The organism is Piscinibacter sp. HJYY11 (assembly GCF_016735515.1).
Lineage (GTDB): Bacteria > Pseudomonadota > Gammaproteobacteria > Burkholderiales > Burkholderiaceae_C > Rhizobacter.
Genome location: NZ_JAERQZ010000001.1, coordinates 2,286,702 through 2,301,156 on the forward strand (window position 1 = coordinate 2,286,702; position 14,455 = coordinate 2,301,156).

Below are 14,455 nucleotides of genomic sequence, written 5' to 3' on the forward strand. Positions count from 1 at the left end.
GCCCGGCCGTGGCAAGCACGGCCGCCAGCCACTGGCGCGAGGGCAGTGCGCTCACGACCCCGCTCACGCCGCCAGCGGGTACAGGTCTTCGGCGAAGGCTTCGCTGCGGAAGATCACCGGGCGCGTCTCGGCGAAATCGGGCCGGCGCGGGCGCTCTTCACCGGCGCGCAGGGCCACCGCCTTGTCGAGCTCGGGCGCCGTGGTGGTGCGCTGGAGGATGCGGCTGAGCGTCTGGGCAACGAGTTCGGTCATGGCGGGGCTCCTGAAGGTCTTGGCGGGTGCGTGGCCATGACTGTCGCAAGCCCCCGTGTCGCGCGCATTTCAGGGCCGTGGCGGCCATGTTTCGTTTGTTTCACCCAGGGCGCCACTTATCATCCCGCGCATGCCCGTCACCCTCGCCGGCCAGCTCGTCGTGGCCATCTCCTCGCGTGCCCTGTTCGACTTCGAGGAGGAAAACCGTCTCTTCGAAGCCGAAGACGACCGCGCCTACATGCGGCTCCAGCTGGAACGGGTGGGCGTGCCGGCCAAGCCGGGCGTCGCGTTCTCGCTGGTGCACAAGCTGCTGGCCTTCAACGCCAAGTCGCCGGCCGTCGAGGTGGTGATCCTCTCCCGCAACGACCCGGTCTCCGGCATGCGCGTCTTCCGCTCGGCCAAGCACTACGGCCTGCCGATCCAGCGCGGCGTGTTCACGCGCGGCGAGTCGCCCTGGCGCTACCTCAAGCCGCTCAACGCCCACCTCTTCCTGTCGACCAACGAGGCCGACGTGCGCTCGGCCCTCGGCGCAGGCGTGCCGGCCGCGCGCGTCTACCCGCACTCGGCCCGCGCGTCCGATGCCCACCCGAACGAAGTGCGCATCGCCTTCGACGGCGATGCGGTGCTCTTCTCCGACGAGTCGGAGCGTGTCTTCCAGCAGGCCGGGCTCGACGCCTTCCAGGCCCATGAGCGCGACCGCGCCGAGCTGCCGCTGGCCGCGGGCCCCTTCAAGCCGCTGCTCGAGGCGCTGAAGACGCTGCAGAACCAGGAATCGGCCGCCATGCGCCTGCGCACCGCCCTCGTCACCGCGCGCAGCGCGCCGGCGCACGAGCGCGCGATCCGCACGCTGATGGAGTGGGACATCGACATCGACGAGGCCATGTTCCTCGGCGGCCTGCCCAAGGGCGCGTTCCTGCGCGAGTTCGAGCCCGATTTCTTCTTCGACGACCAGACCGGCCACATCGAGAACGCCCTGCCCCACGTCCCCTCGGGCCACGTGGCGGCCGGCGTCACGAACCTGCTGGCGACGAAGACCTGAGCCAGCCCAGGCCGGCGGTGGTGCCGGCGCGCGGCCGGTACTCGCAGCCGATGTGGCCGGCGTAGCCCAGCGCATCGATCAGCTCGAAAAGGTACGGGTAGTTCACTTCGCCCACGTCGGGCTCGCCACGGTCGGGCACGCCGGCGATCTGGATGTGGCCGACGCGCCCGGTGGGCAGGTACTGGCGCAGCTTGGCGGCGAGGTCGCCCTCGACGATCTGGCAGTGGTACAGGTCCATCTGCACCTGCAGGTTGGGCGCACCGACTTCGTCGACGATCGCGTGCGCGTGGTCCTGCCGGTTGAGGAAGTAGCCGGGCATGTCGCGCCGGTTGATCGGCTCGATGAGGATGTTCACGCCGGCATCGGCCGCCCGCTGCGCGGCCCACGCCAGGTTGCGCACATACAGCGCCTGCAGCAGCTCGCGCTCGGCACCCGCCGGCACCAGCCCCGCCAGCACGTGCATGCGCGGGCAGCGCAACGCCGCGGCGTACTCCAGCGCCAGGTCGATCGCCCGCTTGAACTCGGCCTCTCGGCCCGGCACGCAGGCGATGCCCCGGTCGCCCGCCGCCCAGTCGCCCGGCGGTGCATTGAAGAGCACCTGCTGCAGGCCGTGCGCGTGCAGCTGCGCGGCCAGCAGCTTCGCGTCGTGCTCGTGGGGGAAGAGGTATTCCACCGCCTCGAAGCCATCGGCCCGCGCAGCGGCAAAGCGGTCGAGGAACGCATGCTCCCCATACAGGAAGCTCAGGTTGGCGGCAAAGCGTGGCATGGCCGGCACGATAGCGCACGCCTCGTTTTGCCTCGCGGACCGACTGGCCTTGAACGGCCGCGCGACGCACGGCCGGAGTCCAACTTGCGCGCAGGGCCTAGCACCCGGGCCCTGCGCGGCGGTCCGACAATGCAGTGCTGCACTGCATGAACCTCGACATACAAACCATCCTGGTGGTGCTGCTGGCCAATGTGATGGCCACCGCCGTGGCGCTGCCCCTGCTGATGGGCTGGCGGGTGAGCAACGCTGCCCGTCTTTTCCAGGGTGGCATGGTCGTGCAGGGCCTGAGCTGGGCCCTCTTCCTGGTCGCACCCCGTGTGCACGACCGTGCCCTCACCTCGGTCGCGCTGGGCCTGCTGGCGCTGAGCTTCGCCATGCTGTGGTCGGCGCTGCAGGCGTGGATCGGCCCGCGGCCGGGCAAGCGGGCGATGTGGGGCCTGGTGGTGGCGATGCCGCTCGTCTACGCATGGGCCTACCCGAGCTACCCGGCGCGCGTGGGCCTGTCGAACGCGATGTTCGCCGCGCAGATGGTGTTGGTCTGCGTGGCGCTTGCGATGCCGGCGCCGCACATCGGCCGGCGCTGGCGCGGCCTGCTGCTGGCGAGCTTCGTGGCGCTCACCATCGTCACCCTGTGGCGCGGCGTGCTGGGCGCCTTCTTCACCGAGGCCTACCCGTTCTTCCGCGCCACGCACCCGGTCAACGTGGCGGCGGTGTTCCTCAACCACGTGGCGCTCTCGCTGTGCACGCTGGGCCTGCTCGCCGCGTGGCGTGAAGAAGCCGAGCGCGAGCTGCGCCGGCAGGCGCAGACCGACGGCCTCACCGGCCTGCTCAACCGCCAGGCCTTCCTCGAGCGCGCCCAGGTGGCCCTCGCCCACGCCACACGCTACAACGAGCCGCTGACGCTGCTGATGCTCGACGTCGACCACTTCAAGCGCATCAACGACCAGCACGGCCATGCCGCCGGCGACGTGGCGCTGCAGACCATCGCCACCGGCCTGCGCTCCTGCGTGCGCGCCGGCGACCTCTACTGCCGCTACGGGGGCGAAGAGTTCTGTGTGCTGCTGTCGCGCGCCGAGGCGAAAGACGCGATGCGCTTCGACGAGCGCCTGCGCGGCTGCCTGATCACCCATGCGCGGGACACCGGCGCCGAGCCGCTCGACTACAGCGCCGGCGTGGCCACGCGCCAGGCGAGCGACACGACGATGGACGCGCTGCTGCTGCGCGCCGATGCCGCGCTCTACCAGGCCAAGGCCGAGGGCCGCGGCCGCCTGGTCGAAAGCCCGGGCCCCAGCGAGCAGCACGAGCTCAAGTTCCACGCTGCAGCGTGAGCCGCTGCCGGGCTCAGCGCTCGCGCCCGTCCCACCCCAGCAGCTCGGCGAGCCGGCGCAGCACCCACTGCGCCTCGGCCTCCTCCACACCGGCCTGCCCGCCGGCGAGGCCGAGGCCGATGCGCTCCAGCACGTCCGACTCGGCGATGCCCAGCTGCCACAGCTGCGTGCTCGCCGTCTCGGTGAGCATGTTGGCCAGGTCCTCGCAGTACTCGTAGCGCTCGCGGATCTCGCGCCACGGCGCCGTCGGCTTGATGCGCCCCTCGGGCACGAAGAGCGCGATAAACGAGGGCGGGACCTCGATCTGGTTCTCGTCGTCCGACATCACGCCTCGCGCGGGCGCTCGTTGAACTGCCAGATGCGCCCGCCATCCACCACCAGGTCGTGGCAGTTGACGAAGCTGCCCTCGTCGCTGGCGAGGAAGAGCGCCGCATTGGCGATGTCGTCGGCCAGCCCCGAGCGCGGCGTGGGCGTGGCGTGCGCCAGGTTCTGCTGCAGCTTGGCGAGGCGCTTGGCGTTGACCTCGTCGGTGGCCGTGGCCGCGCCGCCCCAGAAGATGGGCGTGGCGATGGCACCGGGCGAGATCGAGTTGACGCGGATGTTGTCGGGCCCGAGCTGCACGCCCATCAGGCGCGTGAGGTGGCTCACCGCCGCCTTGGCGCACGAGTAGAGCATCGCGCCCTGCGCGAGCCGGTGCGCCGCGATGCTGGAGTTGTTGATGATGCTGCCGCCGCCCTGGCCCTTCATCACGCGCGCCGCGTGCTTGATGCCGAAGAGCGCGCTGCCGTAGAGCAGCTTCATCGCGTAGTCGACCTGCTGCTCGGTCACGTCCTCCAGCGTGCCGGGCGTGTTGCCGCCGGCGTTATTGAACATGCAATCGAGCTTGCCGAAGCGCTGCACCGCGGTGTCGACGAGGGCGGCGATGTCGGCCTCGCGCATCACGTCGGCGGCCTGGAAGACGACCTTCCCGCCGAGCTCCTTCGCGAGCGCCTCGCCACGCTCCACGCTGCGCCCGGCGATCACCACCGAGGCGCCCTCGGCGGCGAACTTGCGCGCCGTCGCCTCGCCGATGCCGCTCGTCGCGCCCGTGATCACCGCCACCTTGCCTTGCAATCTGCTGCCCATGAAGCCGTCTCCGTCCTTGAATGCAAATGGGAGAGCCTACTGCAGCGGCAGCAATTCACACCTGCGCCCCGAAAAGCGGGAACTGCGGCGGCTCGCGGTCCTCCAAGCGCGATCCTCAGCAGTACCGGGAGACCCGCTTGGCACAGTTCGCGCGCCCTCAGCAATCGACGTTCCCACTTGGCCGGGTTCTCCTGGCTGCCGTGCTCGCCCTTGGCACCACCTTCGCCCAGGCCCGCACCGAATCGGCCCAGGCCCTGCGCGATCGCCATGACCGGCTGGCCTCGCAGATCGAGCAGAGCCCCTTCAAGCGGCCGCTGGTCGTGCAGAGCAGCGATGCCGGCAACGCGCTCAGCGGCAGCGTCGATGCGGTGATGCCCCAGCCCTACGCGCTGGCGCGCGAGCACCTGCAGCAGCCCGAGGCGCTGTGCGAGATCCTCATGCTGCAGGTCAACACCAAGCAGTGCGCCGTCAACGGCCGCGAGCTCGTCGTGCACATCGGCCGCAAGAACGACCAGCCCCTCGAAGACGCCTACCGCGTGGCTTTCACGCTGCAGCCACAGGCGAGCAGCGACGACTACATGAGCCTGCAGCTCGGCGCCGACTCCGGCCCCTTCTCCACACGCGACTTCCGCATCCAGCTGCAGGCCATTCCGCTGGACGGCGGCAAGCGCACCTACCTGCACCTTGGGTACTCCTACGGCATGGGCATGGCGGCCAAGCTCGCGATGCAGGGCTACTTCGCCACCGCCGGCGCCAGCAAGGTGGGCTTCACGCGCACCGCGGGCGATGCCTACATCGGCGGCATGCGTGGCGCGATCGAGCGCAACACCATGCGCTACTACCTCGCCATCGAGGCCTACCTCGCCTCGCTCTCGGCCCCGCCGGCGCAGCAGCGCACGCAGCGGCTGGAGCGCTGGTTCGCCGCCACCGAGCAATACGCCCGCCAGCTGCACGAGGTGGAGCGCAGCGAGTACCTGGCGATGAAGCAGCGCGAGTTCCGCCGCCAGGGCGCCTGAAGCCGGCTCAGCGTGGCCGTGGCGGCATGACGCCGCGCGCCGTGCGCAGCGTGACCGAGTAGCGCAACGCCGCAACGGGCGGCACGCTGTGCTGCCAGGCCCAGCGCGCCGCGCCGGTGAGCTTGTAGATGGAGCGCGGCTGCAGTTCGACGTTGACGATGTCGGCGCGCTGCACCTTGTCGGGGGCGTCACGTCGATAAGGCCGGAAGCGCAGGCGCGTGGGCGCCGCGAGCGAGATGCCCACCACGCACTCGAACTGCGGCACGTCGCGGTGCCAGCCGAGCGGCGTGCCCGGGCGGTATTCGGCGATCAGCGCATGCACGAAATCCGTAGGCGCGACACCCAGCCAGCGCGCCGCCCGCTCGCGCAGCCAGTGGAGCTCGGCGGGCAGCTCGCCGGCCGGCTTCAGCTCCATCGTGTCGTAGTCGAAGACGCCGCCATAGCTCACCACGCGGCGGCGCGCGGTGTAGTCCTTGTACTTCGCCTCCTGCAGCGGCAGCGCGCCGATCAGCGCGAGCAGCGCAGCCTCTTCCTCGCGCGTGATGAACTCGTCTTCATACGCCGCGCCCTCGGGCAGCGCGGCCGGCAGGTCGTCGAAGAGACCCGGCTGCATCGGCGCTTAAGGTGCCGCCAGCCCGAACATCGCCGCGCCGTTCTCCCACGCGATGCGCCGCGCCGCCGCCGGCGGCAGGTCGCCCAGCCAGGCCCGCGCCTCGCGCATGAGGTTTTCATAGTCGGGCCAGCGGCCGTTGGTCCAGGTGTCGGAGCCGACGAAGAAGCGCTCGGGCTTCTCGCTCAGCAGCGCCTTCCACGCGGCGCTCAGCTTGCCGTCGTCGACGGTGAGGCCCGGTCGGTACGACAGCTCGCCATACAGCGTGGGGTGCTGGTCGAGCAGCGCGCGCACCCGCTCGACCGCCGCACCGCCGATGCCGGTGTGCGCCCAGATCATCTTCGCCTTCGGGGCGTGGGCGAAGAGCTTCTCCACCGCCACCTCGTCCACGTGCGCGAGCACGACCAGGTTGCGCTCCTGCGCCAGCTGCATCAGGCGCTTCGCGGTCGGGCCGTCGGCGTTCTTGCTGTCATAGAGGTGGAACTCGCCGAGCCCGCGGTACGGCCCGGCCTCGGTGCCGGCGGCCAGCTCGCGCATCACCATGTCGACGATGCTCGGGTCGTGCGGCCAGCCGTTGTAGTCGGCCCGGTTGCGGTACAGGCGCACGAAGGGCACGACGGTCACGCCGGCCTTCTTCGTCGCCTCGCGTGCAGCCGCCAGCGCCTTGGTGCCGTCGTTGGGCCGGCTGTTGGCGATGATCGCGCGCACGCCGCTGCGCTGCATGCGGCCGAGCACGTCGGGTATGGGATGCAGCTCCACCGCTTCGACGTTGTAGTGCAGGTGCGCGTCGAAGAGCGGGCCGGCATACGGTTGCGCCGCGACGGCCGGGCGCGTGCCGGTGAGGCCGGTGAGGGCCGCCAGCGCGAGCAGGTCGCGGCGGCTCAGCAGGACAGGCGAACGGAATGGCGTGTGGGAAGGCATGTCGATGCGGGCGTGAACTGACACGCCCGCATCTATACCTCAAACCAGTACCGGCTGCGCCCGCGCGGCCTTGATCCACGCCGCCGCCTGCTCCGCCATCATCAGGGTGGGGCTGTTGGTGTTGCCGCTGGTGATGGTGGGCATCGCGCCCGCATCCACCACCCGCAGGCCGCGCACACCGCGCACGCGCAGCCTCGCGTCGAGCACCGCCATCGGGTCGTCGCTCGCGCCCATCTTGGTCGTGCCCACCGGGTGGAAGATGGTGGTGGCGATGTCGCCGGCCAGGCGCGTGAGGTCTTCGTCGCTCTGGTACTGCAGGCCCGGCTTCCACTCCTGCGGATCGAAGCGCGCAAGCGCCGGCTGGCTCACGATGCGGCGCGTGACACGCAGCGAATCGGCGGCCACCTGGCGGTCTTCGTCGGTGCTCAGGTAGTTGGGGGCGATGGCCGGGGCGTCGTCGAAATTCGGGCTGCGGATCGTCACCGTGCCGCGGCTTGTCGGGTTCAGGTTGCAGACGCTGGCGGTGAAGGCCGGGAAGTCGTGCAGCGGCTCGCCGAAGGCGTCGAGTGAGAGCGGCTGCACGTGGTACTGGATGTTGGGCCACACGTAGCGCGCAGAGCTGCGCGTGAAGGCCCCGAGCTGCGAGGGCGCCATGCTCATCGGGCCGCTGCGCCTGAGCACGTATTCGAGGCCGATCTTCGCCTTGCCCACCAGCGAGTTCGCCAGCACGTTCAGCGTCGGCACGTCGCGCACCTTGTAGACGCTGCGGATCTGCAGGTGGTCCTGAAGGTTGGCGCCGACACCGGGCAGGTCGGCGATGACCTCGATGCCGTGCCGCTGCAGCAGCGGCGCCGGCCCGAGGCCCGAGAGCTGCAGCAGCTGCGGCGAGCCGATCGCGCCGCTGCAGACGACCACCTCCTCGCGTGCGCGGGCGCACACCATCTGCCGCCCGTCCCACACCATCACGCCGATGCAGCGCGGCCGCCCGTCCTCGCCGGGGCGGAACAGGAGCCGCGTGGCGCGTGCGTGCGTCCACAGGTGGAAGTTCTGGCGGTCGGTGCAGGCGGGCCGGATGAAGGCCTTGGCGGTGTTCCAGCGCCAGCCGCCGCGCTGGTTGACCTGGAAGTAGCCCACGCCTTCGTTGTTGCCGCGGTTGAAGTCGTCGGTGCGCGGCACGCCCGCCTCTTCGGCCGCCTGTGCAAACGCATCGAGCACGTCCCAGCGCAGGCGCTGCTTCTCCACGCGCCACTCGCCGCCGGCGCCGTGGAACTCGTCGGCGCCGAGGTAGTGGTCCTCGTGGCGGCGGAAGACCGGCAGCACCTTCTCCCACGCCCACGCGTCGTCGCCGGTGAGCTGCGCCCACTGGTCGTAGTCGCGCGACTGGCCGCGCATGTAGATCATCCCGTTGATGCTGGAGCAGCCACCCAGGCTCTTGCCGCGCGGGTAGCGCAGGCTGCGGCCGTTGAGGCCGGCGTCGGGCTCGGTCGTGTAGAGCCAGTCGGTGCGCGGGTTGCCGATGCAGTACAGGTAGCCCACGGGGATGTGGATCCAGTGGTAGTCGTCGCGGCCGCCGGCTTCGAGCAGCAGCGTCTCGCTGTGCCCGTCCTCGCTGAGCCGGTTGGCCATCAGGGCGCCGGCCGTCCCGGCGCCCACCACCACGTAGTCGAAGAACTTCTCTTGCACGGTGTCCTCAGTTGTTCAGCACGCTCAGCGTCCAGTTCTGGTTGTTGCCGCTGTGGCAAGACCAGGTGGCGAGCGGCACGTCCTGCGCGGTCGAGTTGTTGGGCACGTCCAGGCAGGCGCCCGACGCACGGTTGCGCAGCACGTTGCCGGTGCGCGTCCACTGCGTGGTGTTGCCCGTCGTGCAGGCCACCTGCACGGCCGCGCCGCCACCGGCCGCGGTGTCGGCTTGCGCCAGGCACAGGCCGGAGTGCACGAAGACGTACTGCTCGTAGCCGTCGATGTTGTTCACCACGAACTGCTCGTTCGCACCGGTGCCGCAGGTCCACTGGATCACCACCGCACCGCTCGCGGCGGAGGCACCGCGCACGTTCACGCACAGGTTGCTGTGATTGGAGCGGATGCGCAGTTGCGCACTGGTCGCATCTAGCGAGCGCACATAGTCGGTGAGCGCGGTCACGTCGGCGGCGGGCAGCGACGAGGCGTTGCCGTGGCCCGACGAGAAGACGTTCTGCAAGGCCGCGGCCTGCCCGTTGTGGAAGAAGGCGCTCGTGCTCCAGCTGCCGAATAGCGTGGGCGTGTCGAAGCCCACGCCGGCGAGCGGTTGCCCGTTGCCCCGGCCCGACGAGGCCTGGATCGTGCCCACGTCGCGCCGCACGCTGTCGGTGAAATGGATGCCCGAGTGGCAGGTGGCGCACTGCACGCTCGCGAACACGTCGCGGCCGCGCAGCGCACTCGCGGTGAGCGTGCCGTCGGCGTTGCGCACCGGGCTGCGGGTGTAGCGCGACAGCGATCGCAGGTAGTTCGCCAGGTCGTCGAGCGCCGCGCTGCGGCCGGCCTTGGGCGTGCCGAGCGGGTTGACGGTGGCGGCGTAGTCGGCATCGCTCATGAAGCCGGTGCCGCCGAACTGCGTGCGGATGTCGTTCTCGAAGTCCTGGATCTCGTCGAAGTTGCCGCTCCAGTGCACCCGGCCGTGGCCCATGCCCTGGCGGCCCTGCAGCGTGACGGTGCGGCGCAGGCCTTCGCCCCGCTGGGTGAAGTCCCACACCATGCCGTCGTCGCCGCCGTCGGCGTGGCAGCTCGCGCACGACATGTAGTTGTCGCGGCTCATGCGGCGGTCGGCCGCGTTGTAGAAGAGCTGCTTGCCGCGCAGGGCCGAGGCGCTCAGCGGCTCCTGCGCCACCGTGCCCACCACCTGCAGGCGCACGGCGGCGGCACTTTCGCTCGTCAGCACCTGGGCGATGTCGTGCACCGTCACCGAGCGCGAGAGGAAGTTGTTGACGAAGAGCCGCTTGCGCGCTGCATCGAGGTACAGGCCGTGCGGCGCGGCGCCCACGTCGGTGATCTCGCCGCGCACCGCGCGGGTGTAGGTGTCGACGATGGCGACGCGGTTGCCTTCCATCTGCGCGACGAAGATGTAGTCGCCCGAGGGCGAGAACACCGCCGCGCGGGCCGGCGCGCGGTCGTCGAAGTCGAGCTGGTCGGCCGGCACCTCGGCCGCCTGCAGCACGTCGACCTGCGACAGGATCGAGCGCACCGTGCGGTCGTGCTCCAGGTTGAGGCCGTCGCGGAACACACCGCGCACGATGTTGTCCTTCTTCGAGGGCAGCACCACACGCCGGCCGTCCGGCGAGACCACCGCCTGGACCAGGTAGTTGGGCACGCCGCGCGCGCGGCTCTCGTCGTCGAGGGTGGTGGTGTCCACGCGCAGGCCGATGCTGGTCGTGAGCGCGAGCGACTGCAGGTTGACCTTGTGCAGCTGGCCGCCGGTCATCGCCGACTTGAAGCGGGTCACGTAGGCCACCGCCGAATCGGCGCTGACCGCCACGCCGCGCACCGCGCCGCTCAACGCCAGCGTGCCGGTGGTCGCTCCCGTGCTCGGGTTGAAGGTGATGAGCTGCGACTTGTTTTCCAGTGTCAGCACGCCCTTGCTGCGGTCGGGCGTGAAGACCACGCCGTAGGGGCCGCTGCCGTAGGCGAGCTGCACGCTGAGCGACACGCTGCCGTTGGCCGGGTCGAGCGCGACGAGCCTGTCTTCGTCCTGCACCGTGACCCACACGCGCCCGTCGGGGCCGACGGCGAGCGTGCGCGGCTCGCGGCCCACCCTCACCTCCCACAGGCGTGCCATGGTCTGTGCGTTGATCGCCGCGACCGTGCCGCTGTCCGGGTTCACGCTGTAGACGTTGTTGGCGTCGCCCACGATGTTGCTGGTGTGCGTGGGCGCCACCGCCGTCACCGGGTTGATGACGGTCACCGTCTGGGTGTAGTAGGTCTCCTGGCCATTGGGGTTGCGCACGGTGAGCGTCACCGTGTAGTGGCCGGGGGCGTTGTAGGTGTAGTTGATGCCGGGCTGCGAGGCAAAGGCGCTGCGGGTGCCGTTGCCGAAGTTCCAGCTGTACTGCGCCGAGCCGCCGAGCACAGTGGGGTTGAAGACGAGCTGGCCGTTGACGAGCTTCGGCCCTTCGCCGAGGCCGGGGTCGCCGACGATCGGCGTGGCCCGCAAGGCGGACACGTCGGCATCGCTCAGCACGCGGTTGTAGACGCGCACGTCGGCCAGCGTGCCGCGGAAGAAATCGGGGTTGCCCTGGATCTGGCCCAGCAGCTGGAAGCGGTTGTTCAAGCCGAGCGCCCCGGTGCGGCCGGTGGACGTGGTCTTCACGCCATCGACGTAGACCGACTGCACGCCCGAGGCCGCGTCGCGCGTGAGCACGATGTGGCGCCAGTTGCCGTCGTTCACCGGGTTGGTCGAGCGGGTGCCCGGGTTGCCGGTGCCGGCGTTGCCGACCGAGAGGTTGATGCGGCCGCTGCCATCGAGCCAGCCCCAGAACACGTCGTTGTCGCCGCCGGTCTGGTCACGGCCGAAGATGCCGGGCGCGAGCCACGCGCTGTTGTTGCCGCCTTGGGTGGTGCGCATGTAGAAGCTCAACGAGGCCGTGCCGGCGAGCACCGAGGCCACGTTGTCGTCGCGCAAGGCCACACCGCCGGTGCGCGACGAGAAGTTGAGGCCGATGCTCTCGTAGGCATCGTTCGCCGCGGCGGTGCCGTTGTTCTGCCCGATCTGGTCGACGAGGTTGCGGCCGAGCGTCCAGTAGTGGGCGAGGCCGATGTCGAGCGCGTTGCCGGTGGTGAAGGTGCTGCGGAAGTCGGTGCCGATCGGGTTGCCGGCGTAGTCCTTCACGCCGCCGCCGGGCAGCAGCACTTCATAGGTGGTGTTGGGCTGCAGCGGCTGCTGCGGGTGGAAGTTGATGATGCCGAGCTGCACGCTGTAGGTGCCGGGCAGCGTGTTGCCGCCCAGCGGCCGCACGATGAAGCTGCTGGCGTTCACGCTCTCCGGCAGGATGCTGTCGGTCAGGCCGATGCCCACCCGCGAGCTCAGCGCCTGCTGGCGCGCGCCGGGTGCTGGCGAGACCTGGCGCACCACCGGGCGGGTGGTGTCGGGTGCGGTCGAGTGCACCATGAAGCCGCTGCCGGAGCCATGGTCGTTGCCCACGAACACCAGGTTGCCGAACACCGCCACCTGCCCGTGGTCGGAGCCCGGCAGGTTGGGGTCGCCCGCGGGGAAAAGGCTGCCCACGCCGACCTGCACGTGCTGCAGGGGGTTGCTCACGTCGACCTTGTGCATGCGGATCTGCGCACCCTGGAAGACGAAGTGGTCCTGCGTGGCGCAGTAGAGCTGCTCGTCGATCACCAGGCGGTTGTCTTCGGCGACGAAGCGGCTGCGGTCGGTGAGGTCGTAGGCGAACATGCGCGCGCCGCCGCCGCGGACCGAGCCGTAGAGCTTCTTGCCGTCGTAGCAAGTGGCGTAATAGAAGGGGCTGCTCGGCACGGTGTCGAGCACCTTGGGGTTGAGCGGGTCCGAGATGTCGAGGCTCGCGATGCCGTCGGTGCTCTCCATCGAGGTGATCACCATCTGGTTGCCCATCGTGAAGATGGGGCCGACGCGGAAGCCGCCGAGCTCGCCGGTGGGCACCGGGTTGGGCCGTCCGGCGCCGCGGTTGGCGAGCGCGGCGGTGGCCGGGTCGCGTGCGTCGACGATGTAGATGCCGTCGTTGGCCGAGGCCACGTAGAGGTAGGGCGCCTGCCACCAGAGCTGCCAGGCCACGTTGGCGTAGTCGCCACGGTTGACGGTGGGCAGCGGGACCTTGCGCACCTGCTGGACGTTGTTGACGTCGGTGAAGTCCCAGAACTCCACGCCCTTCGTGGTGGCGATGGCGATGTAGTTGCGGTTGTTGATGGTGGACACGCCGAAGGCATGCGCCTCGCGGAACTCGGCGGTGCGGCCTTCGGGCTCGTAGATGCGCTGCACCAGCGAGATCGCGCGCGGGTTCGACACGTCGTAGATCAGGAAGCCGCCCGGCCCGTCGCCGCTGTCGGGCGCGAAGAGCGTCACGAAGTAGCCGTTGTGCATGATCCCCGCGTTGAGGCCGAAGGCCTTGCGGCTCGGGTAGGTGGCGGGCACGCCCTGGTCGTTGCGCAGGATCATCGAGACCGGCCGGAACAGCTCGGCCTGCGTGTAGGTGAGGTTGCCGAGGCCGGGCCCGCGGATCGGGGCCGCCGCCGCCACCACGCCCGCCGCCGCGCCGAGCTGGCGCAGCGAGGTGACGGGGCTCTGGTTGTTGATCGCAGCGTGGCTGAACAACACGGCACACAACATCCCGGCGAATGCCAGCAGGTGCTTGAGGATTCTCATGTCGGTCTCCTGAACATGAAAGACGGCCCCGGCACACCGTGCATGCGGCGTGGTCTCGCGGGCGGGGGTGGGTGGAACTGGGAGGATCGCGATCAGCGATCGGCGGGCGCGGCGCTCGAGGTCTCGTACAGCTTCCACGCGGCCTGCGCACTCGCGCCGTCGTGGATCATGGCCATCAGCGCCCTCACGACGCTCGCCGGCGACTTGTGCTGGTAGACGTTGCGGCCATAGACCATGCCGACCGCGCCCTGGTCGAGCAGCACGCGCGAGCGCTCGAACACCGCCGACAGGTCTTCACGCCCGCCGCCGCGCACGAGCACCGGGCAGCGTGCGGCCTGCACCACGCGGTGGAATTCGTGCGGGTCGGTGGTCGGGTCGGCCTTCACGATGTCGGCGCCCATCTCGCGCGCCAGGCGCACCAGCGTCACGATCTTCTCGGCATCGCCGTCGACGAGGTAGCCGCCACGCGCGGTGTTCGGGCCCATCACCAGCGGCTCGATCATCAATGGCATGCCGTAGCGGTCGCAGTCCTGGCGCACACGGGCGATGTTGCTCACACACTGGCGGAAGAGCTCCGGCTCGTCGGGCAGCATGAAGAGATTGACGACCACGCAGGCCGCGTCCATCTGCACCGCGGGCAGCACCGGGTCGTGCTCGTTCTGCAGCACCGCCCACATCACGCGGTGGCGCTGGGCGTTGTAGGGGTTGCCCATGTCGACGCGCATCACGAGGCCGGGCTTGTGGCGCTCGGGCCGGTACTGCAGCAGATCGGCCTGGCCGTAGTTGAGCTGGATGGCGTCGGGCCCGGCGGCGACGAGCTGGTCGATCACGGCCGGCATGTCCTGCAGGCCGTCGAGGAAGCTGGGCTCGTTGCACACGCCGTGGTCGACCGCGATGTCGAGGCAGCGGCCGGCCTTGAGCAATCGGTTGAGGCGGGCCTGCTTGGGGTGGGTCATCGGTACTCCTTGTTCTTTCGAGAGGCAAAGCGAGGCCTGTCCGGGCCGCCGTCACCGACGTGATGGCCCGGA

At 70.1% G+C, this 14,455-nt stretch carries 12 protein-coding genes; 3 read left to right on the forward strand and 9 right to left on the reverse strand.

Going from position 1 to position 14,455, the window contains the following annotated elements; all coding sequences use genetic code 11:
- Positions 1-63: 63 nt before the first annotated feature.
- A complete protein-coding gene (locus tag JI745_RS10465) occupies positions 64-252 on the reverse strand; it encodes a hypothetical protein (protein WP_201805975.1) in 189 nt (62 codons plus the stop codon).
- 130 nt (positions 253-382) lie between these two features.
- Here JI745_RS10465 and JI745_RS10470 point away from each other — a divergent pair, with 130 nt between their 5' ends.
- The gene (locus JI745_RS10470) at positions 383-1,291 is read left to right on the forward strand and encodes a 5'-nucleotidase (protein WP_201805976.1); all 909 of its coding nucleotides are present in this window, start codon (positions 383-385) and stop codon (positions 1,289-1,291) included.
- On the opposite strand, the gene otnI is transcribed toward JI745_RS10470, so the two are convergent.
- Positions 1,263-2,057 (reverse strand): 2-oxo-tetronate isomerase, encoded by a 795-nt coding sequence (gene otnI, locus JI745_RS10475; protein ID WP_201805977.1) that lies wholly within the window; start codon positions 2,055-2,057, stop codon positions 1,263-1,265. The genes JI745_RS10470 and otnI overlap by 29 nt on opposite strands.
- A 146-nt stretch (positions 2,058-2,203) precedes the next feature.
- On the opposite strand from otnI, the gene JI745_RS10480 reads away from it, so the two are divergent.
- The gene (locus JI745_RS10480; RefSeq protein ID WP_201805979.1) at positions 2,204-3,385 is read left to right on the forward strand and encodes a diguanylate cyclase; all 1,182 of its coding nucleotides are present in this window, start codon (positions 2,204-2,206) and stop codon (positions 3,383-3,385) included.
- Positions 3,386-3,398: 13 nt separating this feature from the next.
- Here the strand turns inward: JI745_RS10480 and JI745_RS10485 are convergent, their stop codons facing one another.
- Positions 3,399-3,710, reverse strand: coding sequence for an ATPase with chaperone activity (locus tag JI745_RS10485; RefSeq protein ID WP_201805981.1), 312 nt, complete (start codon positions 3,708-3,710; stop codon positions 3,399-3,401).
- Positions 3,710-4,510, reverse strand: a complete 801-nt coding sequence (locus JI745_RS10490) for an SDR family NAD(P)-dependent oxidoreductase (protein WP_201805984.1) — start codon at positions 4,508-4,510, stop codon at positions 3,710-3,712. The genes JI745_RS10485 and JI745_RS10490 overlap by 1 nt, the downstream gene beginning before the upstream one ends.
- Before the next feature lie 200 nt (positions 4,511-4,710).
- Here JI745_RS10490 and JI745_RS10495 point away from each other — a divergent pair, with 200 nt between their 5' ends.
- Positions 4,711-5,526 (forward strand): hypothetical protein, encoded by an 816-nt coding sequence (locus JI745_RS10495; protein ID WP_310738568.1) that lies wholly within the window; start codon positions 4,711-4,713, stop codon positions 5,524-5,526.
- A 7-nt stretch (positions 5,527-5,533) separates the two neighbouring features.
- On the opposite strand, the gene JI745_RS10500 is transcribed toward JI745_RS10495, so the two are convergent.
- The 5 genes from JI745_RS10500 to JI745_RS10520 all read right to left on the reverse strand — a co-directional run bounded on the left by JI745_RS10500 (position 5,534) and on the right by JI745_RS10520 (position 14,383).
- Positions 5,534-6,139 (reverse strand): alpha-ketoglutarate-dependent dioxygenase AlkB, encoded by a 606-nt coding sequence (locus JI745_RS10500; protein WP_201805988.1) that lies wholly within the window; start codon positions 6,137-6,139, stop codon positions 5,534-5,536.
- A gap of 6 nt (positions 6,140-6,145) precedes the next feature.
- Positions 6,146-7,057 carry an amidohydrolase family protein gene (locus JI745_RS10505; protein WP_201805990.1) on the reverse strand — a complete coding sequence of 304 codons (912 nt, stop codon included), beginning with the start codon at positions 7,055-7,057 and terminating at the stop codon, positions 6,146-6,148.
- Between the two features lie 39 nt (positions 7,058-7,096).
- Positions 7,097-8,740, reverse strand: coding sequence for a GMC family oxidoreductase (locus tag JI745_RS10510; RefSeq protein ID WP_201805992.1), 1,644 nt, complete (start codon positions 8,738-8,740; stop codon positions 7,097-7,099).
- Positions 8,741-8,747: 7 nt separating this feature from the next.
- Positions 8,748-13,427 carry a LamG-like jellyroll fold domain-containing protein gene (locus JI745_RS10515; protein WP_201805994.1) on the reverse strand — a complete coding sequence of 1,560 codons (4,680 nt, stop codon included), beginning with the start codon at positions 13,425-13,427 and terminating at the stop codon, positions 8,748-8,750.
- Positions 13,428-13,519: 92 nt separating this feature from the next.
- Positions 13,520-14,383, reverse strand: a complete 864-nt coding sequence (locus JI745_RS10520) for a class I fructose-bisphosphate aldolase (protein ID WP_201805996.1) — start codon at positions 14,381-14,383, stop codon at positions 13,520-13,522.
- Between the last annotated feature and the right edge of the window lie 72 nt (positions 14,384-14,455).

What these genes read in the sequence shown, in the direction of transcription:
- JI745_RS10465 (WP_201805975.1), bottom strand. Translation starts at nt 252, where the DNA reads ATGACCGAACTCGTTGCCCAGACGCTCAGCCGCATCCTCCAGCGCACC.
- JI745_RS10470 (WP_201805976.1), top strand. Translation starts at nt 383, where the DNA reads ATGCCCGTCACCCTCGCCGGCCAGCTCGTCGTGGCCATCTCCTCGCGT.
- otnI (WP_201805977.1), bottom strand. Translation starts at nt 2,057, where the DNA reads ATGCCACGCTTTGCCGCCAACCTGAGCTTCCTGTATGGGGAGCATGCG.
- JI745_RS10480 (WP_201805979.1), top strand. Translation starts at nt 2,204, where the DNA reads ATGAACCTCGACATACAAACCATCCTGGTGGTGCTGCTGGCCAATGTG.
- JI745_RS10485 (WP_201805981.1), bottom strand. Translation starts at nt 3,710, where the DNA reads ATGTCGGACGACGAGAACCAGATCGAGGTCCCGCCCTCGTTTATCGCG.
- JI745_RS10490 (WP_201805984.1), bottom strand. Translation starts at nt 4,510, where the DNA reads ATGGGCAGCAGATTGCAAGGCAAGGTGGCGGTGATCACGGGCGCGACG.
- JI745_RS10500 (WP_201805988.1), bottom strand. Translation starts at nt 6,139, where the DNA reads ATGCAGCCGGGTCTCTTCGACGACCTGCCGGCCGCGCTGCCCGAGGGC.
- JI745_RS10505 (WP_201805990.1), bottom strand. Translation starts at nt 7,057, where the DNA reads ATGCCTTCCCACACGCCATTCCGTTCGCCTGTCCTGCTGAGCCGCCGC.
- JI745_RS10515 (WP_201805994.1), bottom strand. Translation starts at nt 13,427, where the DNA reads ATGAGAATCCTCAAGCACCTGCTGGCATTCGCCGGGATGTTGTGTGCC.
- JI745_RS10520 (WP_201805996.1), bottom strand. Translation starts at nt 14,383, where the DNA reads ATGACCCACCCCAAGCAGGCCCGCCTCAACCGATTGCTCAAGGCCGGC.